The following is a 20,153-nucleotide window of genomic DNA, read 5'->3' on the forward strand; positions in this document are numbered from 1 at the left end:
ATGAAACGTCGCATACGCGTCTTGCTGGCCAGTGTCGCGATGACCCTGCCATCCCTGCCGACCTTCGCCGAGCAGAGCCAGTCGCAGGATCTATCCGACAAGGGCTACTGGGAACTCCTCGTTGGTCCCTTCGCCGTGCACTGGAGCCGGGACGAAAAGCACAAGAACGTTTATCTCCTGGGGGTGGAGCGTGGCCTGTCGGACGGGACTCTCTGGGGTTTCTCGGCGTTCCAGAATTCTTTCGGCCAGGCTTCCGCCTACGCGTACTACGGGTACCGATGGGAAGACGTGTTCGGATATTCGGGCCTCTACGCCAAGCTTTCTGGCGGCATTCTCTATGGGTACAAGGAGCCGTACGAGGACAAGATACCGATCAACCACGACGGTTGGGGCCTCGCCATCATTCCCGCAGTCGGCTATCGCCTCACACCGAAGGATGCGCTGGAGGTTGGCATGCTTGGAACGGCCGGTCTCATGTTCATGTACACCCGCCGGTTCTGATCCTTCGCGTCGATGATCGAGAAATCTTTCGGGCTCGGCCGAAGAGGGCCTCGCAAGCCTCTATAATTCGAAGCTCGAAAAATGCGGGAATAGCTCAGTTGGTAGAGCGCAACCTTGCCAAGGTTGAGGTCGAGAGTTCGAGACTCTTTTCCCGCTCCAGTTTCGCCCTTGCGGATCCATCGCCGTCACAGGGCATCCGTCCCGGCAACTCTTCTGCCGGTGCGTCGCGCGGGTTCCTCGCGCAGATCTTCAGGGCGACAAACCTCCAGTCAAATGCCCATGGACATCGTCGTCAACGAAGAACTCAAAGCCTATATCGATCCGCTCACCGCGGAGGAAGATGAGGCGCTCGAACGCAGCATCCTGGCTGAGGGTTGCCGCGATGCTCTCGTGCTGTGGGGTGACGTGCTCGTCGATGGCCACAACCGCTATCGCATCTGCCAGAAGCACGGGCTGCCGTTTCAGACGGTGCAGAACCCGCGGTTCCGTTCGATGGAGGACGTTCACCTGTGGATGATCGATCAGCACCTGGGACGCCGCAGCATTTCGGACTTCCAGCGTGGCGTGCTGGCATTGCGCAAGAGAGAGATCGTCGCCGAACGCCGCACGCGCGCGGCCACTGCGCCCGACCCGGCAACCACCGCCGATGCGCCGGCGGATGCCGCACCTGCTCAAGCCGTTGCCGACTCGCCTGCGGATGCTGCGTTCAACAGCCGTGAGGCCATCGCCAGGGCGGCGCGCCTGAGCAGCAGCCAGGTGGTGATGATCGAGAAAATCCAGAAGCAGGCCGCGCCCGAATTGGTCGCTGCGGTCAAGTCCGGAACGATTTCGCTCAATGCGGCAGCGGCCGTGGCGACCTTGCCGGCCGAACAGCAGATCGCGGCAGCGAATGCCGGCAAGGATGAACTGAAGCAGGCCGCCAAGCGGGTTCGCGAATCGAAGCGGAAGCCTCGGGAGGACCGCGACGATCGCGATCGGTCCGTTGCGTCGGCATCACCCGAAGGCCCTGCCGAGTCCGATGAACTGCGCGCACTGCGTCAACGCGTGGCCGAACTGACGGTGGAGAACGAGGCACTGCGCAGGCAACTCGCCGAATTGCAGTTGCAGTAGGGAGACATCAGGGCAGAGGTGCGCCTCGGATCGTGTCGGCCGACTTCTTGAGCTGGTCGGACATGTCGCGGTGAAAGCGCGAGGTACCTCGTTGATGGAGCACGTCGATCAGCCAACCGCCTGCGACCAGTAGCGCCAGCGCAACCATCGTGAAAATCTCAGAATCCATGACGATCTCCCGGACCTTTGACATCTTGAACTTTGAAGCGCCCAACCCCGTTTGGGAATCGGCCAAATAGCATGTGTTGCTATCCGCGCCAGCCGTGAAATTGTTCCTTTTTTCGGGTCGTCGGCGGTCTCATCCCGAGAAGCGCATCACCCCATCGTTCACCGCGCCGTACCGCAAGGTCATCAGGTCGGCGAGGTAGTTCTGGTTCAGCTTCCAGGGCTTCTTCAGGCCCTGCTTGGGCAACTGGTCCATCGCGCGCTGGAAGTAGCCCGAAGAAAAATCAACCCATGGCCGCAGCGGCATGAGGTCGTCGCCCGCGTGCGGCACGCATCGGCGTGCGCCGGCCTGTTGCATGTGGTTGAGCAGACGGCAGACGAAGAGGCTGGCGAGATCGGCCTTCAGCGTCCATGACGCGTTCGTGTAGCCGAAGATCGACGCGAAGTTGGGCACGCCCCTGAACATGATGCCCTTGTAGTTGACGAGTTCGGAAGACTGGAGAGGCCGGCCGTCCACGCAGAGTTCGACGCCGCCGATCAGCTTCAGCCTCAGGCCGGTCGCGGTGACCACGAGATCCGCCGGCAATTCCGCACCGCTCGCGAGTTTCAGGCCGGTCTCGGTGAAAGACTCGATCCGGTCGGTCACCACGCTGACGCGCTTCTCGCGGATGGCTTTGAACAGGTCGCCGTCGGGCACGAAGCACAAGCGTTGTTCCCAAGGGTTGTACTTGGGCGAGAAATGGGTGTCGACGTCGAAGTCCGGCCCGACCTGCCGACGGACCAGCTTGAGCATCGTGTCCCGCGCGAACTTGGGCTTGCGCCGGCAGAGGGTGAAGACTCCCATGCCCAGCAACAGGTTCCGCCAGCGGGTGATACCGTGCGCGGAAGAGGGGCCCAAGTGACGCAGCAGCCATCCGGCCATCCGGTCGACCGACGGGATGGTGAGCACATAGCTGGGCGAACGCTGCAGCATCGTCACGTGCGCCGCCTGCTTTGCCATTTCGGGGACCAGCGTGACGGCCGTGGCGCCGCTGCCGATCACGACGACGCGCTTGTCCGCATAGTCGATGTCGTCGGTCCATTGCTGCGGATGCACGATGCGGCCGGTGAAGCGTTCGCGGCCTGGAAACGCCGGCGAGTAGCCTTCGGCGTAGTCGTAGTAGCCGCTGCACGCCAACAGGAAGTTGCAGTGGATGGAGGCGGCGTCGCCCTGATCGCGCTCGAAGTCCACGGTCCATTGCGCCTCGTCGGATGACCACGTCGCGCGCCGCACGCGATGCCCGAAGCGGATCAACCTTTCGATGCCCTGCTCACGCGCCGTGTCGCGCAGGTACTGGAGGATGGAGGGCCCGTCGGCGATGGATTTCGTTCCCGTCCATGGCCGGAACGAATACCCCAGCGTGTACATGTCCGAGTCGGACCGGATGCCGGGATAGCGAAATAGATCCCAGGTGCCGCCTAGCGACTGGCGCGCCTCCAGGATGGCGACGCTCCGGCCAGGGCACAGCCGCTGCAAGTGGGAAGCCGCGCCGATGCCGGAGAGGCCTGCCCCCACGATCAGTACATCGACGAATTCATCAACCATCTGTTCGGGATCTCCGCACGCGCGCGCGAGAACTCTGGCGCGGCGCGCAATCCTGGATTCTGGCTGGAGTGTCGCGGGGTGCTCCTCCCCCGGAATGATGATGCGCCGGCGGCAGGGCACCGGGAGCGGTTCAGCCCTTGGCTTGCCCTTCTAGCCTGCGATTGGCGTCCAGCGCGTAGACGACAGGCTTTTCATCCGAGGTCTTGTGGGACGGCGCTGCGCTTTCCCCCAAGGGAAGGTGCGACGATCCGTAGACCTCGCGCTCGAGCCGCTTGGCACGCTCGGCGTACATGCGAGCCAAGGCGCCATGGTGCTCCGCGGCCGCCTGGTGCTCGATGCGCGCCAGATGGGCCTCCTCGAGCAGCGTCATGACGCGTCGCAAATGGCCGTTTCGATTGGGCTGGAAAAAGCTGAACATCAGATCCTCCATCGGGGTTGCCGCTGATAGATCCGAGTTTTAACTTCAATTGGGGTGCGGTGCTTGTAAGGCAGCGCCTACCTTAGGGATAGACCGCACGGCCGATCACCGTGCGAAGCGCAACGCAGTAGATTCGCCAGTTGCCGCAATCAGTCGCGTGGGCGCAACGAATGGGCGGATTTCATATCTCGTCGATCGACGTGCTTCGGGTCTCGCCCTGGGCCGCCAAAGAGTAGCGTTCGCGCGTTTTCACGTAGAAGCTCGCCCCGAATCGGCCGACCGGAAAGTAGTGTTGCAGCCGGACGCGCCAGGTTTCGGTGTCGATGAGTTCGTCGCGTGCATGCATCCAGCGCACCTGCCCGATGAAGATCTGCCGGCTCTCGGTTTCAAGCGTTTCCCATAGCGTGCACTCGAATGCGACGGGCGCCTCGGCGATGCGGGGGGGGTTTACCGCGCTGCTGGGCAATGCGGTGAAGCCGACGATGTCGAGTTCGCTCACGTGCGGTGGATGGCGGTCGCCGCAGCGGTGCATTTGCTCCGCGATGTCCTCGTCGGCCAGGTGCACGACGAATTCGCCGGTCCGCACGATGTTGGCGGCCGTATCCTTGAGCACGCCATCCTGCAGGCGGTTGACGCTGATCATCACGATCGGCGGTTCCTCGCCGAGCATGTTGAACATGCTGAAGGGCGCGGCGTTGACGATGCCGTCGGGCCCGAGCGTGGTGACGAGCGCGATCGGCCGGGGCACGATCAAACTCGCCATGAGCTTGTAGCGCTGGTACTCGGTCAGGGTCGCGAAGTCGATGTTCATAGGGGTTCCAGGGCGGTCACAGGGCGTTACGGCACGAAGCGCTGTCGTGGTTTCAAATGGACCGGGCGACTCCGCCCGCACATAAGGACGATTCCACCATGCCCGAACGGGACTCAGCAGAATTCAGGCCAGCACGCGAATCTTCGGTGTGGACCCTGGTGATCGTCGTCGTGGTGATTCTCGCGGCCGCATTTGCCTGGTGGCGCTGGTCGCTGCAGAAGGCGACGCCGCCGCCGGAGTCACCCGCTGCGACCGCGCCCCAACCCGCGCCGGCCGATGCACCGCCCGCTCCCGTGGCGCAAGGCCCGCAGAATCCGGTCGATGCATTGGCCGAGCCCGACGCCGCATTGCCCGCGCTGAACGACGCCGATGGCCGCGTCACCGCCGCGCTCAATGAATTGCTCGGCAAGAAGGCGGTCGTTTCCAACCTCCAGGTCGATGGCTTCGTGCGCCGCGTGGTTGCCACTGTCGACAACTTGCCGCGCGCACAGGCGACCTCGCGCATGTGGCCAACGCATCCCGCGCCGCAACGCTTCGCCGTGCAGGGCAGCGGCGTGGAGAAGACGATCAGCGTCGACAACAGCAGCCGCTACACCCCCTTCGTGCTTTTCGCGGAGTCGGTGGACACCTCCCGTGCGGTGGCGCTCTACGCCAAGCTCTATCCGCTGTTCCAGCAGGCATACGAGGAACTCGGCTATCCGGGGCGCTACTTCAACGACCGTCTGGTGGCGGTCATCGACCATCTGCTGCAGACTCCCGTCCCCGCGGGGCCGGTGCAGGTGAAGATCACGGAGGTGAAAGGCGAGATGCAGTCGGAGCGCCCCTGGGTGCGCTACGAATTCGTGGATCCGGAACTCGAATCACTATCGGCCGGCCAAAAGATCCTGGTGCGCATGGGGCCGGTCAACGAGCGTCGCATGAAGGCCAAACTGGCCGAGTTCCGTCGCCAGGTGGCGACGGGCGCAGTGGCGAAGAAATAGCGTAAACGTCGCTCAATCGGCGCCCGGCGGCGGCGCGCTGCCCGAGCACGCCAGCGCGCGCATGAGCAGCAGCTTGCGCTCGCGCGCATTGCGCGTGAGTTCCGCGGCGCGCTTGAACTCCACGTAGGCCTCGCCCTTGCGGCCCAGCTTGGCGAGGAGGTCGCCGCGAACACTGGGCAGCAGGTGGTAGCCCGTCAGTTGCGGTTCTGATCTCAGCGCATCGACGAGTTCGAGGCCCACCGCGGGCCCGAATGCCATCGACAGCGCGACCGCGCGATTCAGTTCCACGATCGGGGAGGGTGCGAGCTGCGCGAGTGCTTCATAGAGCGCGGCGATGCGCTGCCAATCGGTCTCCGCAGCAGTGCGGGCGCGTGCGTGACATGCGGCGATAGCGGCCTGCAGCGCATAGGGCCCCAACGCGCCACCGAGCTTTTCGGTACGTTCCAACGCGCCGAGGCCACGCCGGATCAGGAGCTGGTTCCATCGCCCGCGGTTCTGGTCGAGCAGCAGGATCGGGTCTCCGTTGGCATCCACGCGTGCCGCGGCGCGCGAAGCCTGGATCTCCATCAGAGCGACCAGTCCGTGGACCTCCGGCTCGTCAGGCACGAGCTCGGCGAGGATGCGGCCGAGCCGCAGCGCTTCCTCGCAGAGTGCGGGGCGCATCCAGTCGTCACCGGCGGTGGCCGAATAGCCCTCGTTGAACACCAGGTAGATGACTTCGAGCACCGACGCGAGGCGCGCGGCCAGTTCGTTCGCGCGCGGCGCCTCGAAGGGCACGCGCGCGGCGGCCAGCGTTCGCTTGGCGCGCACGATGCGCTGCGCGATCGTCGGTTCGGGCACAAGGAAGGAGCGCGCGATCTCGTCGGTGGTCAGCCCTCCGAGCAGGCGCAAGGTCAATGCGACCCGGCCTTCGGGCGAGAGCACAGGGTGGCAGGCCGTGAACACCAGGCGGAGGATGTCGTCGCCCACCTCGTCGTCGAGCGCGGCGTCCACCGCTTCGGCCAAGTCCGCTGCGGCCATGGCGTGCTGGGCATCCAGTTCGCGGCCGACTTCTTCTTCCTTGCTGGCGTGCAGCGTTCTCTTGCGAAGCAGATCGATGGCCCGGTGCTTCGCGGCGGTGGTAAGCCAGGCACCGGGGTTGTCCGGAATGCCATCGCGCGGCCATTGTTCCAGCGCGGCGACCAGCGCGTCCTGCGCCAGTTCTTCCGCCACGCCGACGTCACGCACCATCCGCGCCACCGCACCGATGATCTTCGCGGATTCGATGCGCCAGACGGCGTTGATGACGCGGTGTGTGTCTGCTTCCGGCACGACGAACCGCCTATTTCGCCTCGTTCCTCAGCGCCGCGAGCCGGCTTCGCGCACGGCCGCGTTGTCGCGCAGCAGCTCTTCCTGCTTGCGGATCTCGGGTGTGAACTCGGCGCCGAAATCCTCGGCCTCGTAGATCTGGCGCAGTTCCAGCTCGACGTTGCCGTGGCCGTCGATGGGCGGCCAGCGCTTGACCCATTCGAGGGCTTCTTCCCGCGACTTCACCTGGATCAGCGTGAAGCCCGCGATCAGTTCCTTGGCCTCGGCGAAGGGGCCGTCGGTGATCGTCGGCTTGCCGCCGTTGAACTTGACGCGCGCACCCTTCACGCTGGGCTGCAGGCCCATGCCGTCGAACATGACACCTGCTTTGATCATCTCTTCGTTGTACTTCATCATGTCGGTCACGAGCTGCTCGGTGGGCATCATGCCGGCTTCAGTGTCCTTGTCGGCCTTGCGAATGATCATGAATTTCATGGTCGGATCTCCTTGGGGTCGAGCAATCAGGACTTCTTGGCGGCAATTTCGGCTGCAAGTCGCTTTTCCTGTTCCCGGAGTTCCGGCGTGAGTTCGGCGCCGAAGTCTTCCATCTCGAAGACCTGACGCAGCTCGACTTCGTCGCCGTCCTCGAAAGGCGCGCGCTTGAGCCATTCGATGGCTTCTTCCTTCGAGCGGACCTGCCAGAGCCAGAAGCCGGCGATCAGCTCCTTGGTCTCGCTGAAAGGTCCGTCGATCACCGTCCGCTGCTTGCCTGAAAAGCGCACCCGCGCGCCCTTCGAGCTGGCCTGCAGGCCTTCGCCCGCCAGCATGACGCCGGCCTTGACCAGCTCTTCGTTGTACTTGCCCATCGCGGTCAGCATGGCCTCGGTGGGCATGACGCCGGCTTCGGAGTCCTTGCTGGCCTTGACTATCACCATGAATCGCATGTCGTTGCTCCTTGGGTTGGGAGCCCGGAATCCGGTCGGCAGGACCGGGGCCTTTCCGGGGCTCTACTTCAACGTCGGAGCAAGGACGGCGAAATCGACGGCTTGGGCAGCGGCGTTGTAAAAGAATGTTAACGAAGGCTCAGGCCTTGGCGTAGTCGCCCACCGGCACGCAACTGCAGAACAGGTTGCGGTCACCGTAGACGTTGTCGACTCGCCCGATCGGCGGCCAGTATTTGGCCTGCTTGAGCGTGGCGAGCGGAAAGGCCCCGAGTTCTCGCGAGTAGGGGCGGGCCCACTCGCTGCCGAGCAGGCTGGCCGCGGTGTGGGGCGCGTTCTTGAGCGGGTTGTCGTCCTTCGGCCAGACACCTTCCTCGACGCGACGGATCTCGCCACGGATCGCGATCATGGCGTCGATGAAGCGGTCGAGTTCGGCCAGCGGCTCGCTCTCGGTCGGCTCGACCATGAGGGTGCCGGGCACCGGGAAGCTCAGCGTCGGCGCGTGGAAGCCATAGTCGATCAGACGCTTGGCGACGTCCTCGGCGGTCACGCCGCTGGCGTCCTTGAGGGGGCGAAGGTCGAGAATGCACTCGTGCGCGACGTGGCCGTTCGGGCTCGCGTACAGCGTGGGGTAATGGTCCTTCAGGCGCGAGCTGATGTAGTTGGCACTGAGGATGGCGATCTCGGTCGCGGCCTTCAAACCCGTCGCGCCCATCATGCGGCAGTACATCCAGCTGATCGGCAGCACGGCCGCGTTGCCCAAGGGGGCGGCCGACACGGCACCCACGCCGTGCGATGCGATTCCGCCGGTCGCGTGTCCGGGCAGGTAGGGCACGAGATCCTCGACGACGCACACCGGCCCGACACCCGGGCCGCCGCCGCCGTGCGGGATGCAGAAGGTCTTGTGGAGGTTCAGGTGGCTCACGTCGCCCCCGAATTCGCCGGGTGCGGCCACGCCGACCAGTGCGTTCATGTTGGCGCCGTCCACGTACACCCGGCCGCCGTGCGCATGCACGATCTCGCAGAGTTCCTTCACGCGGGTCTCGAACACGCCGTGCGTGCTGGGGTAGGTGATCATCATCGCCGCGAGCTTGTCGCCATGCGTGCCGCAGGCGCGCTTGAGGTCGTCGATGTCGACGTTGCCGTCGGCGTCGCAGGCCGTCACCACCACCTGCATGCCCACCATCTGCGCGCTGGCCGGATTGGTGCCATGCGCCGAGGACGGGATCAGGCACACATTGCGATGGCCTTCGCCCTTGGCCTCGTGGAAGGCCTTGATCGCCAGCAGGCCCGCGTACTCGCCCTGCGAGCCCGCGTTGGGCTGGAGGCTGATGCCGGCATAGCCGGTCGCCTCGCAGAGCCAGGCGCGCAGCTGCTTGTCGAGCTGGGCATAGCCTTGCAGTTGCTCGGCCGGCGCGAAGGGATGGATGTTCGCGAACTCGGGCCAGGTGATCGGGATCATCTCGCTCGTCGCGTTGAGCTTCATCGTGCAACTGCCCAGCGGAATCATGCTGCGGTCGAGCGCGAGGTCCTTGTCGCTCAGGCTGCGGATGTAGCGCAGCATCGCGGTTTCACTCTTGTGGGTGTTGAACACCGGGTGCGTAAGGAAATCGGTCGTGCGGCGCAGGTCCTCGGGAATGCGCGGCGTGATGCGGTGGGTCAGGTCCTCGAAGCGCGGCATCGGCTTGCCCGTCGGCACGAACAGCGCCCACAGCGTCTCGATGTCGGCGCGCGTCGTGGTCTCGTCGAGCGAAATGCCCAGGTGGTTCTGCACGCGCTGGCGCAGGTTGAAGCTGGCGGCCTCGGCGCGTTCCAGGATCTTGGCTGTGTCGTCGCCGGACTTGACGGTGATGGAGTCGAATGCGGTGGCGTTCACCAGCTCGCGGCCCATTTGCTCCAGGCCCTGCGCGAGCACCGCCGTCAGCCCGGCGACGCGCTGCGCGATGCGGCGAAGTCCCTGCGGCCCGTGATAGACCGCGTACATGCTCGCGACCACGGCCGGCAGCACCTGCGCCGTGCAGATGTTGGACGTGGCCTTCTCGCGGCGGATGTGCTGCTCGCGTGTCTGCAGTGCGAGGCGGTAGGCGGGCGCGCCATGCGTGTCCACGCTGACGCCGACGATGCGTCCGGGCAGCGAGCGCTTGTACTCGTCGCGGCACGCCAGGTAGGCCGCGTGCGGGCCCCCGTTGCACATCGGCATGCCGAAGCGCTGCGTGGTGCCGCAGACGATGTCCGCGTCCCATTCGCCTGGAGGCGCCAACAGCGTGAGTGCCAGCAGATCGGCCGCGACGCAGAACGCAGCGCCGAACTGGTGCGCGTGCCCTGCGAGCGGGCGCAGGTCGTGCACATGCCCGGTCGTGGCCGGGTACTGCGCCAGCACGCCGAAGAACTCACTGCTCGCCATCAGGTGCGGCAGGGTTTCGGAGACGGTGCTGACCTTGACCTCGATGCCCAGCGGCGCGGCGCGCGTCTTGATCACCTCGATGGTCTGCGGGTGGCAGTCCCCCGACACCAGGAAAACGTTGCTCTTGCTCTTGACGCTGCGCTTGGCCAGCGTCATCGCCTCGGCGGCGGCCGTGGCCTCGTCGAGCATCGACGCATTGGCGATCGCCATGCCCGTCAAATCGCAGACCATGGTCTGGAAGTTGACCAATGCCTCCATGCGGCCCTGCGAGATCTCGGCCTGGTAGGGCGTGTAGGCCGTGTACCAGGCGGGGTTCTCGAGCACGTTGCGCAGGATCACGCCCGGCGTGTGCGTACCGTAGTAGCCCTGCCCGATGAAACTCCGTGCCACCTTGTTCTTGGCCGCGATGCCCTTGAGCTCGACGAGCGCGTCGGCCTCCGTCGTCGGCGCCGGGAGTCGCATCGGCCGGCTGCGGCGGATGGCCGGCGGCACGATGCCATCGATCAACTCGGCGCGCGTCGTCGAGCCGATGGCGGTCAGCATGCGCGCCTCGTCTTCCGCTTCGATGCCGATGTGGCGCGCGATGAATTCCTCGGCGTTTTCGAGTTCGCTGAGCGTGGGGAGGGTGGGCAGGACGGGCGTCGACATGGAGGTGGTGGTTGGCGGAAGTGGGGTCGGTCAGGGATCAGTTGTCGGCAGAAAATTTCTCGTACGCCGTCTCGTCCAGCAGCGCTTCGAGCTGGGTCGCATCGCTGATGCGCACCTTGAAGAACCAGCCTGCATCCATCGGGGCGCTGTTGGCGAGCGAGGGATCGGCGCGCAGCGCCTCGTTGACTTCGGTGATCTCGCCCGAGACCGGCATGAACACGTCGGCCGCGGCCTTGACCGACTCGACCACGCCCGCCACATCGCCCTGGTTGAAAGTCTTGCCGACTTCCGGCAGGTCGACGAACACCACGTCGCCCAGTGCGTCTTGTGCATGCACCGTGATGCCGACGGTCACGAGCGTGGTGTCTGCGTCTTGCTGAACCCACTCGTGGTCCTTGGTGTACTTGATGGTCATGAAGGAAGCTCCTTGGATAAAAGAATGTCGGTGGGAATCAACCGCGGAAATAGTGCGCAGGGACAAAAGGCATGGTGCTCACTTCCATCGGCACGGGCTTGCCGCGCACGATGGCCTGGATGCGCGTGCCCGGCTCCGCGTAGGCCAGTGCCACGTAGCCCATCGCGACCGGCCGGTCGACCGTGGGGCCGAGCAAGCCGCTGGTCACATGACCGATGGCCAGGCCTTCGAACGACTCAAGGAGCGTGCCATCGCGCACCGGAACGCGCTCCAGTGCGACCAGGCCGACGCGCTTGCGCTTCAGCGTGTCGTGGTCGAGATGGCCCGCCGTGCCGCTGGCAGCCGTGAGTTGCGCCAGGATCCGGACCGCGCCGGGAAATCCGCCTTCGCGCTCGCCGCCGGTGCGCCGAACCTTCTGCATCGCCCAGCCGAGCGACGCCTCGACGGGCGTGGTGGTTTCATCGATGTCGTTGCCGTAGAGGCAGAGCCCGGCTTCGAGCCGCAGCGAATTGCGCGCGCCCAGGCCGATGGGCTTGACCTCGGGCTGAGCAAGGAGCAGGCGAGCCAGCGCCTCGGCGTCCTTGGCGGCGACCGAGATCTCGAAGCCGTCCTCGCCCGTGTAGCCGCTGCGCGTGACGAAGGCCGGCAGGCCGCCGATCTGAACGGCGCCGCCCGTCATGAAGACGAAGCGCTCCACGCCGGGCGACAGGCGCGCGAGCGTGGCCGCGGCTTGCGGCCCCTGAAGTGCCAGCAACGCATGGTCGGGCATCGGCAAGACCTGGCAGCGCTTGCCGATCTTCGCCGTGATGTGCGCGATGTCGGTCTGCTTGCAGGCGCCGTTCACGATCACGAAGAGCGAATCGTGGCCCTCGTTGAAGAACATCAGGTCGTCGAGGATGCCGCCCTCGTCGTTGAGCAGCAGGCCATAGCGCTGCTTGCCCGGCGCCAGGCCGATCACGTCGACCGGCATGAGGGTCTCGAAAGCTGCCGCGGCATCCGGGCCGACGAGGCGCAGCTGGCCCATGTGGGAAATGTCGAACAGGCCCGCGGCCTCGCGCGTGTGCTTGTGCTCGGCCATCAGGCCGGCGGGGTATTGCACCGGCATCGAATAGCCCGCGAAGGGAACCATGCGGGCGCCGAGCTCAACGTGCAGGGCGTGAAGCGGGGTCTTCAGAAGATCGTCGGTCGATGCGGAGGCCAAGGCACTCTCCAAAAGGGGCAGTCCAGATCCATGACCAGAGCCATGGGCCACCCCTGCTGTCCGCTTTACCTGAGAGATTCGCCCCACGATCGGGGTTTGCTCCTTCGGTGGACAGCCCCTCCGACGTGGTGATGGGCCGTCTCTCTCCAGCAAGGAAACGCCCGTGCAGGGCGCCTCGTCAGTCCTTTTGCCTGAGCGTTCGGGCCCTTGTTTCGAGGGGACCTGCGCCTTCGGCGGCACCGCTGTCGCGGGGCTCTCTCCTGACCCGGCGAGTGTAGTGGATCGGCGCCGGGTCGGTCTGCGATTTCAGTGCATCAGCATGACACCGTGGTGACCGGGCGCTACTTGAAGCCCCACAGCCGCGGCAGCCATGTGCTGAGCGCCGGCATGAAGGTGAGCACCAGCAGTACCGCGCCGTGCGCCCACAGGAAGGGCACCAGTTCGCGCACCAGTTGCGACATCGGCACGCGCGAGACGTTGCAGGTGACGAAGAGCAGCCCACCCACCGGCGGTGTGATCATGCCGAGCGTGAGGTTGTAGATCACGATCATCGCGAAGTGGATCGGATCGATGCCCAGCTTGACCGCCACCGGCGCAAGGATCGGCGCCAGCACCATCACGCCCGGCAGCGGCTCGATGAAGATGCCGAAGAGCAGCAGGAAGACGTTCACGATGATCAGGAACATCCACGGCGACAGGTTCATGCCCGCCAGCCACTCGGCCAGCGTCTGCGGCACGTTCTCGATGGTCAGGATCCATGCGAACGAAGCCGACAAGCCGATGATGATGAGCACGGATGCCGAGAGCAAGGCGGAACGCGAGAGGATGTCGGGCAGCGCTTTCCACTCGAGCGTGCGGTAGACAAACTTGCCGCACACCAACGCATAGAACACCGCCACCACCGATGCCTCGGTCGGCGTGAACCACCCGGCCCGCATCCCGCCGAGGATCACTACCGGCAGCAGGATCGCGGGGATCGCCTTCCACGTCGTCAGCAGCACTTCGTTCCAGGGCGGCATGCCGCCGTCGCCCTTGTAGTTGCGCTTCTTCGACACGTGGAAGTTGACCGCGCACATCGCCACCGCGATCAGCAGGCCTGGAATGAGGCCCGCCACGAACAGGCTGCCGACCGACACATTGTCGTCCTGCAGCGCGTAGATGATCATGATGATCGAGGGCGGGATGATGGGCCCGACAATGGCGGTCGAGGCAGTCAGCGCGGCGGCGTATGAGCGGTCGTAGCCGGCCTTGTCCATCATCTTGATGAGCATGGAGCCCGGCCCCGCCGCGTCGGCCAGCGCCGATCCCGAGATGCCCGAGAAGAAAGTCAGCGACACCACGTTGGTGTAGCCCAACCCGCCGCGCCGGTGGCCGACGAACTGGCCGGCGAAGCGCAGCAGCACCTCCGTCAGCGAACCGCCACTCATGAGCTCAGCGGCAAGGATGAAGAAGGGCACCGCCATCAGCGGAAAGCTGTCGATGCCAGTGAAGGTTTCCTTCAGCAGCACCATCAGCGGGTAGGACTCGGCGAGGATCAGCGTCGCGGCAGTGGCGAGGCCCAGTGCGAAAGCGACCGGCACGCCGATCGCGAGGAACACGCACACCGAGAGGATGAGGACGAGGCTGGCGTTCATAGCGAGGCGCTCGCGGCCGCATCGAAGTGCGCGTCGGATGCGAATTCGCGTCGCAGCACGTAGCCACGCACGATCAGGAGCCAGTGCACGATCAGCAGCAGGCCGCCGAACATCATGGCGCTGTAGATATAGGCGAAGGGAATCTGCGTCACGGCCGTCAACTGGAACATTGTGCGCTCCATGTAGAGCCAGCCGTACCAGACCATGAAGCCGAAGAAGGCGAAGAGCAGCGCCGCGACCACCGCACGCATCGCGATGGCGGCCTTGGGCGGCAGCGCGTCCTGCAGGTTCTCGACTGCGATGTGCCCGCCGTAGCGCAGCACCGGCCCGGCGCCGAGGAAGGTGAGCCAGATCATCATGTGGCGCGCGACCTCCTCGGCCCATTCGAGCGAGTTGCTCGTGAGGTAGCGCATCGCCACGTTGATGAAGATGATGACCGACATCGCGGCGAGCAGCAGGATCAGCGCCCACCGGTTCGCGGCCAGGAAATAGTGTTCGAAGGTTTTCACGACGACTGTTGTTGTGGGATCTGTGCAATGAGAACCGCCCGGTGCCATGGCTGGCTCACCGGGCGGCGGTGCCGTAAGGGGCGCGTTTCCGCGCTTACTGGACGTCCGAGATCTTCTTGATGTTGTCGGCGCCGAATTCCTTGGCGTAGCCCGCGTAAGCGGGCTTCAGCGCTTCACGGAACGCGGCGCCGTCGACCTTGCGGGTCACCTTCATGCCGTCCTTCTCGAGCTGGGCGATGCCGTTGTTCTCGTCTTCGTTGACCTTCTTGCGTTGTGCGGCGCCGGCCTTCTTCGCGGCTTCGACGAACACTTTCTTGTCGGCGTCCGACAGCTTGTTCCAGACTTTGGGGGACAGCAGCAGCAGTGCCGGCGAATAGACATGGCCCGTCAATGACAGGTGGTTCTGCACCTGTGCGAATTTGGAGGACAGGATCACGGGGATGGGGTTCTCCTGGCCGTCCACCGTGCCTTGCTGCAGGGCGCCGAACAGCTCGGGGAAGGCCATCGGCGTGGGCAGGATGCCGAAGGTGCGGTAGCCATCCATGTGCACCTTGTTCTCCATGGTGCGCATCTTCAGGCCGGCGGCGTCGGAGGGCTTGACGATGTCGCGCTTGCTGTTCGTCATGTGCCGGAAGCCGTTCTCGGTCCAGGCCAGCGCGATGATGCCCTTGCTCGGGAACTTGGCGAGGATGTCCTGGCCGATCGGGCCGTCCATCACCTTGCGCGCGTGGTCGTAGTCGCGGAACAGGAAGGGGATGTCGACGATCTTGACTTCGGGCACGAAGTTGCCGACCGGGCCCGTGGACGTGTTGACGAGGTCCTGCGTGCCGAGTTGCACGGCCTCGATCTGCTCGCGCTCGCCGCCCAGTGCGGAGTTGGGGAAATGCTGGCACTTGTAGCGGCCTTGCGTGCCTTTCTCGACCTCGTCGCAGAACACCGTGGAGCCGACGCCGTAGTGCGATTCCTTCGTCGTGGCGTAGCCGATCTTGAGCGTGGTGGTCTGTGCGAAGGCGCTGGTGCCAAGGGCGAGCGAAAGGCAGGCGGCGAGGGTGCCGAGTTTCATGTTGTCTCCGGGGAGGTTGCGGGAAGGATGCCCGACCGACTATGCCTGAAGAGGGAGCTTGACCTCGTCGGGATTTTCACGGACGTATTCGCGTATCACGTCCTCGAAGCTTGCATCCGAACCCAGGCCCAGCGCACGGGCACGCACCGTTTCGAAGCGCCCCGGCCAGCTCTTCACGATGCGGCGGATCGCCGGGTCGGGCGTGCGGTCGAGCAGATCGGTGGCGGCCGCGCCGGCGACGCGAGCGAGCGCCGCGGCCATCTCGCCGACGGTGGTGGAGAGCGAGGGCAGGTTGACCGCGGTGCGCGGACCCCATTGCGCGTCGCTCGCCTCGGCGGCACGGACCAGCCCTTCGATGGTGCGCGTCGGCGACGAGATCGCCACCGGCGTTTCGTCCGCCACCGGGCAGACGGCGCGAACGCCCGCGAGCGGTTCGCGGATCATTCCGCTGAAGAAGCCCGAGGCCGCGCCGTTGGGTCGGCCCGGACGCACGCTCACCGTCATGAGCCGCACGCTGCGGCCATTGATGAAGCCCTTGCGCGTGTAGTCGGCAACGAGTTGCTCGGCGATGAATTTCTGGATGCCGTAGCTGGTCTGCGGGGTGGGCAGCGTGTTGTCGGTGATCACCTCGGGCAAGGGTTGCTCAGGCGAGTTGCCGAACACGGCGAGCGAACTCGAGAACACCAGCGTCGGCGCCGTACCGAGCTTTCGGCAGGTTTCGAGCAGTGCGTTGGTCGCGGCGAAGTTGCTGCGCATGCCGAGGTCGAAGTCGGCCTCGCATTCGCCACTGACCGCAGCGGCGAGGTGGAAGACGAGCGAGGCATTCGGGGGGACGGCGCTCTCGGGTGCCTTGGCGAGCAGCGCATTGAGATCGCCCACCACGGCGCTCACGCGCGGGTCGCGGGCCAGATCGTTCGGCGGTGGAACGCGGTCAACGAGGGTGATGGTGTCGATGGGCGCAGGCGCTGCGCCGGCCAGGGAGAGTTGCCGACGAGCGAGCAGGGTGCGGGCGAGGCGTGCGCCGACGAAGCCGGCACCGCCGGTGATGACGATGTTCATTGCGAGGTGTCCTTGTGTCCCTGGAATGGGCAAGTCTATGTTCGTCCACTGCGCAGTAAGGTCCAGAACACCACCCGATTGAAGCCGACGGGATTCTCGGAAGGCGCACCATGTCCCGCGCCCGCGATGACTTCGCGCCTCGAGCGGGGCAGCACCAGCGCCAATTCATCGACTACTCTTCGATGAAGATCGGTGGCCCGGTCGCCGTTCAAGAGCAGAACAGGCATCTCCAAGGCCGCCACTTCCGAACGCGACAGATCGGGAAACGGTTCCGTCGACCGTGTCAGCGCCTTCATCGCGCCCGCGTTGCGCGTCACGACATGCATTCGCTCGGGCGGCAATCTGTCGAACAGCGGCTCGCCCCAGATGCCATCGACCAGCAGGCGCAACGCCGTGCGCTCGTCGTTCCGGTCGAAGGCCAGGGCGGCGGGGCGCCAGACATCCGCCATGAATGCTTCGAACAGCGCGCTCCCCTCGGGCGTGCGACATGCCCATGGGTGCAAAGGCGGTTCGTTCAAGACGAGGCTCAGCACCTGTTCGGGATGCTGGAGCGCAAACATCAATGCAATCAAGGCGCCGTAGGAGGTGCCGACCAGATGGGCAGGTCCGCAGCGAACGTGCCCTTGAAGTGCCGCGAGGTCGTCCACGTCGAGTTGCGGTGTGTAGCCGGCATGCGCGCCGGGGCTCCTGCTCGGGCTGCTGAATCGCCGGCTGTAGGCGATGACGCGGAAACGTGCCGCAAAGGTCTGCATCTGTGGCGTCCACGAATGACAATCGCCCAAGCCGCCGTGCAACAGGATGAGCGGTGATCCGCGTCCATGCTCGGTGTAGTGCAGTTCCGCCCCATCCGCCAGCGGCAGGCGCGTGGGCAGTTCGCATCGATTCATCGTCGACTCCTCCGGGCCGCGCGTCGGCGCAGCAGCGATTCACGAGACTAGTCCGGCTCGCTTGCCGTCGCAATCGGGTGATGCGCCGTCTTCAGCCGCGGCGACGCCGCATCACGAATTCGATGGTTTCGAACAGCGCCTCGCTCAACAGGGCCAGCACGGCGGCCGGGACGGCCCCCGCGAGCAGCAGCTCGCGGTCGTTGAGCGCAAGCCCGGTCACGATGCGTTCACCGAAACCGCCTGCGCCGATGAAGGCCGCGATGGTCGCGGTGCCGATGGCGATGGTCGTTGCGGTTCGCACGCCGGCCAGCAGGGTAGGCAGCGCCAGCGGCAGCATCACCACCCGCAGGCTCTGTGCGCCGGTCATGCCAAGCGCCGTGCCCGCCTGCCGCAACCCCGCCGGAACCTCGGCCAGCCCGGTGACCGTGTTGCGCATGATCGGCAGCAGCGCATAGAGCGTGAGCGCGACCAGCGCAGGCAGCGTGCCGATCGCCCCCATCAGGGAGATCAGCACCGCGAGCAACGCGAGCGACGGAATAGTCTGCAGAAGGCCCGTGAGTCCGAGCACCACCGCGCGCAGGCGCAGGTGCGGAAACACCAGGATTCCAACCGGCACCGCGATGAGGACGGCGACCCCGACCGATACCGCGACGAGCGTCAGGTGCTGTCGCGCCAGCCGGCCCAGGTCGGGGCCAAGCAGCTTGGCGACGAAGCCGCGCGCAGCCGCGCCCGATGAGCCGGCGTGCACGCCGGCCTGCCCTTGCTGGGCCAGGAAGTCGCGGGCGATCACATCGAAGGCCACGCCCTGCAGTTCGGCGCGCGCGTTCATCGCGATCATGGCGCGTTCGTCGATTCGGCCTTCGAGCTTCTGCAGCGCCGCCCAAGCCTTCGGCCAGCGCGTGGGCACGTCGAGCCGGTACAGCACCACGGCGTCGTAGCGCGGGAAATAGCTGCGGTCGTCCTGGAGCACGCGCAGGCCGAGATGGTCGATCTTGGCGTCGGTGGTGTAGATGTCGATCACATCGATCTGCTTCGCGGCGATCGCGTCGTAGGCGAGGCCATGGTCCAGCCCGGTCGGCGTCTGCCGGAATCCGTAGCGCGCGGCGAGACCCTGCCAGCCGTCCGCACGACCGATGAACTCGTTCGACAGGCCGAGCTTCAGTTCGGGATGGTTCGCCAGGTCGCTCAGGCTGCGCACGCCGAGCCGGTCTGCATCGGCTGCGCGCATCGCGAGTGCATAGCCGTCGTTGAAGCCGAGCGGAATCGCGACGCCCAGCCCCAGCGGTGCGAGGGCCGCGTTCATGGCCTCCCGCGTCATCGACTGGGAGCCCTTGAGGATCTCCAGCGCGATCGTGCCGGTGTACTCGGCATAGAGGTCGATGCCGCCGGAGCGCAGGGCTTCGTAGACGATCGCGGTGTTGCCCAGCCCCTGGCGGACCGTCGGCGGCGTGGGCGATTGGGGCGAAGCCGTCTGCGCCATGACCTCCGCCAGGATGTAGGACTCGGTGAAACGCTTCGACCCGATGCGCAGGCCTTGTTCCTGCCCGTGCGAGACGTACGAGAACACGGCCGCGCAGAGCAGGCCCAGGCAAGCCAGGGCGGTGAGCCACGGTCGGCGCAACGAATGCATCGACCCAGTGTATCGGCGCTGCCAGGGGCTGACAGGCTCGTTCTCCTACAGCGGATCGTGCGGCAGGCTGATGCTGCAGCGCACTATCTGAACGCAAACTGAACGCGTGCTGATCAACTATGTCCGACGCGGTGAAGGGAAGCCCTTGTTGCTCGTACATGGACTTGGCAGCAGCTGGCGCTCGTGGCAGACCATCCTGAATCCGCTGGCAGCTGAGCGCGCCGTGGTGGCGATCGACCTGCCGGGCTTCGGCAAGAGCCCGCCGTTGGCGGGAGAGGTGTCCGTGCGGACCTTGTCCAACGCGGTCGCGCAGTTCCTTTCGGAACACGACCTGGTCGGGACTGATGCGGTCGGTAGTTCGCTGGGCGCTCGCCTCGTGCTTGAACTGGCACGCAGGGGGGGCGTGCTCGGCTCGGTCGTTTCGCTCGGACCGGGCGGCTTCTGGGGGGGCTGGGAGCGCTATATCTACCAGAGTTCGATCTGCTTCTCGCGGCGGCTGGTGCGCAGCCTGCAGTTCGCGATGCCCGCCATTACCGGACACGAATGGTCGCGCAAGCTGCTGCTGGCGCAATTCTCCGCACAGGCGGCACGGCTATCGCCGTCGCTGGTGTTGGAGGAGATGCGCAGCTACGCTTCGGCGGAATCCTTCAGCCTGATGCTTCGCGACCTGGTGCGCGGAGCGCCGCAGGAAGGGCTGGCCATCGGCAGCATGACCAAGCCGCTGGTGATCGGCTGGGGGCGACTGGACCGGGTGTGTTTTCCGCGGCAGGCGTCGCGCGCGCAGCAGCTTTTTCCGGATGCGCGCCTGCACTGGTTCGAGCGCTGCGGCCACTTCCCGCATTGGGATGCGCCGGAGGAAACTGCACGCCTGATCCTGGAGACCACCGGCGACTGAACGGCCTTCA

Annotated in this window: 20 protein-coding genes, 1 tRNA gene and 2 riboswitches; of the genes, 5 read left to right on the forward strand and 16 right to left on the reverse strand. The window is 65.6% G+C overall.

The features are described from left to right. The 3 genes from QTI24_RS00305 (at nucleotide 1) to QTI24_RS00315 (ending at nucleotide 1,611) form a co-directional block, all read left to right on the forward strand. Entirely contained in the window at nucleotides 1-501 is a 501-nt protein-coding gene (locus tag QTI24_RS00305; RefSeq protein ID WP_286597611.1) for an ABC transporter ATP-binding protein, read from the forward strand. A gap of 83 nt (nucleotides 502-584) precedes the next feature. Further along, nucleotides 585-660 (forward strand) — tRNA-Gly (locus QTI24_RS00310). 120 nt (nucleotides 661-780) lie between these two features. Then, nucleotides 781-1,611: a ParB N-terminal domain-containing protein gene (locus QTI24_RS00315; protein WP_286597612.1), complete on the forward strand. Its 831-nt coding sequence runs from the start codon at nucleotides 781-783 to the stop codon at nucleotides 1,609-1,611. A 7-nt stretch (nucleotides 1,612-1,618) separates the two neighbouring features. On the opposite strand, the gene QTI24_RS00320 is transcribed toward QTI24_RS00315, so the two are convergent. From QTI24_RS00320 to QTI24_RS00335, 4 genes are all read right to left on the reverse strand, one after another. Then, a complete protein-coding gene (locus QTI24_RS00320; RefSeq protein WP_286597614.1) occupies nucleotides 1,619-1,780 on the reverse strand; it encodes a hypothetical protein in 162 nt (53 codons plus the stop codon). A gap of 129 nt (nucleotides 1,781-1,909) precedes the next feature. Next, a complete protein-coding gene (locus tag QTI24_RS00325) occupies nucleotides 1,910-3,361 on the reverse strand; it encodes a flavin-containing monooxygenase (protein ID WP_286597615.1) in 1,452 nt (483 codons plus the stop codon). 130 nt (nucleotides 3,362-3,491) lie between these two features. Beyond that, complete coding sequence (locus QTI24_RS00330; protein WP_286597617.1) at nucleotides 3,492-3,779, reverse strand: hypothetical protein; 288 nt, start codon at nucleotides 3,777-3,779, stop codon at nucleotides 3,492-3,494. A gap of 181 nt (nucleotides 3,780-3,960) precedes the next feature. Next, on the reverse strand, nucleotides 3,961-4,590 hold the full coding sequence (locus tag QTI24_RS00335; RefSeq protein WP_286597618.1) for a flavin reductase family protein: 630 nt from the start codon (nucleotides 4,588-4,590) through the stop codon (nucleotides 3,961-3,963). Nucleotides 4,591-4,688: 98 nt separating this feature from the next. Between QTI24_RS00335 and QTI24_RS00340 the strand changes: the two genes are divergently transcribed. Continuing rightward, complete coding sequence (locus tag QTI24_RS00340; RefSeq protein WP_286597619.1) at nucleotides 4,689-5,570, forward strand: DUF3014 domain-containing protein; 882 nt, start codon at nucleotides 4,689-4,691, stop codon at nucleotides 5,568-5,570. 12 nt (nucleotides 5,571-5,582) lie between these two features. Here the strand turns inward: QTI24_RS00340 and QTI24_RS00345 are convergent, their stop codons facing one another. The 12 genes from QTI24_RS00345 to QTI24_RS00400 all read right to left on the reverse strand — a co-directional run bounded on the left by QTI24_RS00345 (nucleotide 5,583) and on the right by QTI24_RS00400 (nucleotide 19,248). Continuing rightward, nucleotides 5,583-6,881, reverse strand: coding sequence for an RNA polymerase sigma factor (locus tag QTI24_RS00345; RefSeq protein WP_286597620.1), 1,299 nt, complete (start codon nucleotides 6,879-6,881; stop codon nucleotides 5,583-5,585). A gap of 27 nt (nucleotides 6,882-6,908) precedes the next feature. After that, nucleotides 6,909-7,352, reverse strand: coding sequence for a YciI family protein (locus tag QTI24_RS00350; RefSeq protein ID WP_286597621.1), 444 nt, complete (start codon nucleotides 7,350-7,352; stop codon nucleotides 6,909-6,911). Between the two features lie 26 nt (nucleotides 7,353-7,378). Continuing rightward, nucleotides 7,379-7,801 carry a YciI family protein gene (locus tag QTI24_RS00355; protein WP_286597622.1) on the reverse strand — a complete coding sequence of 141 codons (423 nt, stop codon included), beginning with the start codon at nucleotides 7,799-7,801 and terminating at the stop codon, nucleotides 7,379-7,381. A 139-nt stretch (nucleotides 7,802-7,940) separates the two neighbouring features. Then, complete coding sequence (gene gcvP / locus QTI24_RS00360) at nucleotides 7,941-10,850, reverse strand: aminomethyl-transferring glycine dehydrogenase (protein WP_286597623.1); 2,910 nt, start codon at nucleotides 10,848-10,850, stop codon at nucleotides 7,941-7,943. A gap of 37 nt (nucleotides 10,851-10,887) precedes the next feature. Continuing rightward, the gene (gene gcvH / locus QTI24_RS00365; protein WP_286597624.1) at nucleotides 10,888-11,265 is read right to left on the reverse strand and encodes a glycine cleavage system protein GcvH; all 378 of its coding nucleotides are present in this window, start codon (nucleotides 11,263-11,265) and stop codon (nucleotides 10,888-10,890) included. Between the two features lie 37 nt (nucleotides 11,266-11,302). After that, a complete protein-coding gene (gcvT, locus tag QTI24_RS00370; RefSeq protein ID WP_286597626.1) occupies nucleotides 11,303-12,466 on the reverse strand; it encodes a glycine cleavage system aminomethyltransferase GcvT in 1,164 nt (387 codons plus the stop codon). Nucleotides 12,467-12,512: 46 nt separating this feature from the next. After that, nucleotides 12,513-12,626: riboswitch (glycine riboswitch) on the reverse strand. 9 nt (nucleotides 12,627-12,635) lie between these two features. Beyond that, nucleotides 12,636-12,739, reverse strand: a riboswitch (glycine riboswitch). A gap of 68 nt (nucleotides 12,740-12,807) precedes the next feature. Next, a complete protein-coding gene (locus tag QTI24_RS00375) occupies nucleotides 12,808-14,100 on the reverse strand; it encodes a TRAP transporter large permease (RefSeq protein WP_286597627.1) in 1,293 nt (430 codons plus the stop codon). Continuing rightward, nucleotides 14,097-14,609 (reverse strand): TRAP transporter small permease, encoded by a 513-nt coding sequence (locus QTI24_RS00380; RefSeq protein ID WP_286597628.1) that lies wholly within the window; start codon nucleotides 14,607-14,609, stop codon nucleotides 14,097-14,099. The genes QTI24_RS00375 and QTI24_RS00380 overlap by 4 nt, the downstream gene beginning before the upstream one ends. A 94-nt stretch (nucleotides 14,610-14,703) precedes the next feature. Next, nucleotides 14,704-15,672, reverse strand: a complete 969-nt coding sequence (locus QTI24_RS00385; protein WP_286597629.1) for a TRAP transporter substrate-binding protein — start codon at nucleotides 15,670-15,672, stop codon at nucleotides 14,704-14,706. A gap of 39 nt (nucleotides 15,673-15,711) precedes the next feature. Then, on the reverse strand, nucleotides 15,712-16,731 hold the full coding sequence (gene denD, locus QTI24_RS00390; RefSeq protein ID WP_286597630.1) for a D-erythronate dehydrogenase: 1,020 nt from the start codon (nucleotides 16,729-16,731) through the stop codon (nucleotides 15,712-15,714). Between the two features lie 35 nt (nucleotides 16,732-16,766). Further along, nucleotides 16,767-17,618: an alpha/beta fold hydrolase gene (locus QTI24_RS00395; RefSeq protein WP_286597631.1), complete on the reverse strand. Its 852-nt coding sequence runs from the start codon at nucleotides 17,616-17,618 to the stop codon at nucleotides 16,767-16,769. A 91-nt stretch (nucleotides 17,619-17,709) separates the two neighbouring features. Continuing rightward, nucleotides 17,710-19,248, reverse strand: coding sequence for an ABC transporter permease/substrate-binding protein (locus QTI24_RS00400; RefSeq protein ID WP_286597632.1), 1,539 nt, complete (start codon nucleotides 19,246-19,248; stop codon nucleotides 17,710-17,712). Between the two features lie 145 nt (nucleotides 19,249-19,393). Here QTI24_RS00400 and QTI24_RS00405 point away from each other — a divergent pair, with 145 nt between their 5' ends. Further along, nucleotides 19,394-20,143: an alpha/beta fold hydrolase gene (locus QTI24_RS00405; RefSeq protein WP_286597634.1), complete on the forward strand. Its 750-nt coding sequence runs from the start codon at nucleotides 19,394-19,396 to the stop codon at nucleotides 20,141-20,143. Nucleotides 20,144-20,153 lie beyond the last annotated feature (10 nt).

It is taken from the genome of Variovorax sp. J22P240 (assembly GCF_030316855.1).
Classification (GTDB): Bacteria; Pseudomonadota; Gammaproteobacteria; order Burkholderiales; family Burkholderiaceae_C; genus Variovorax.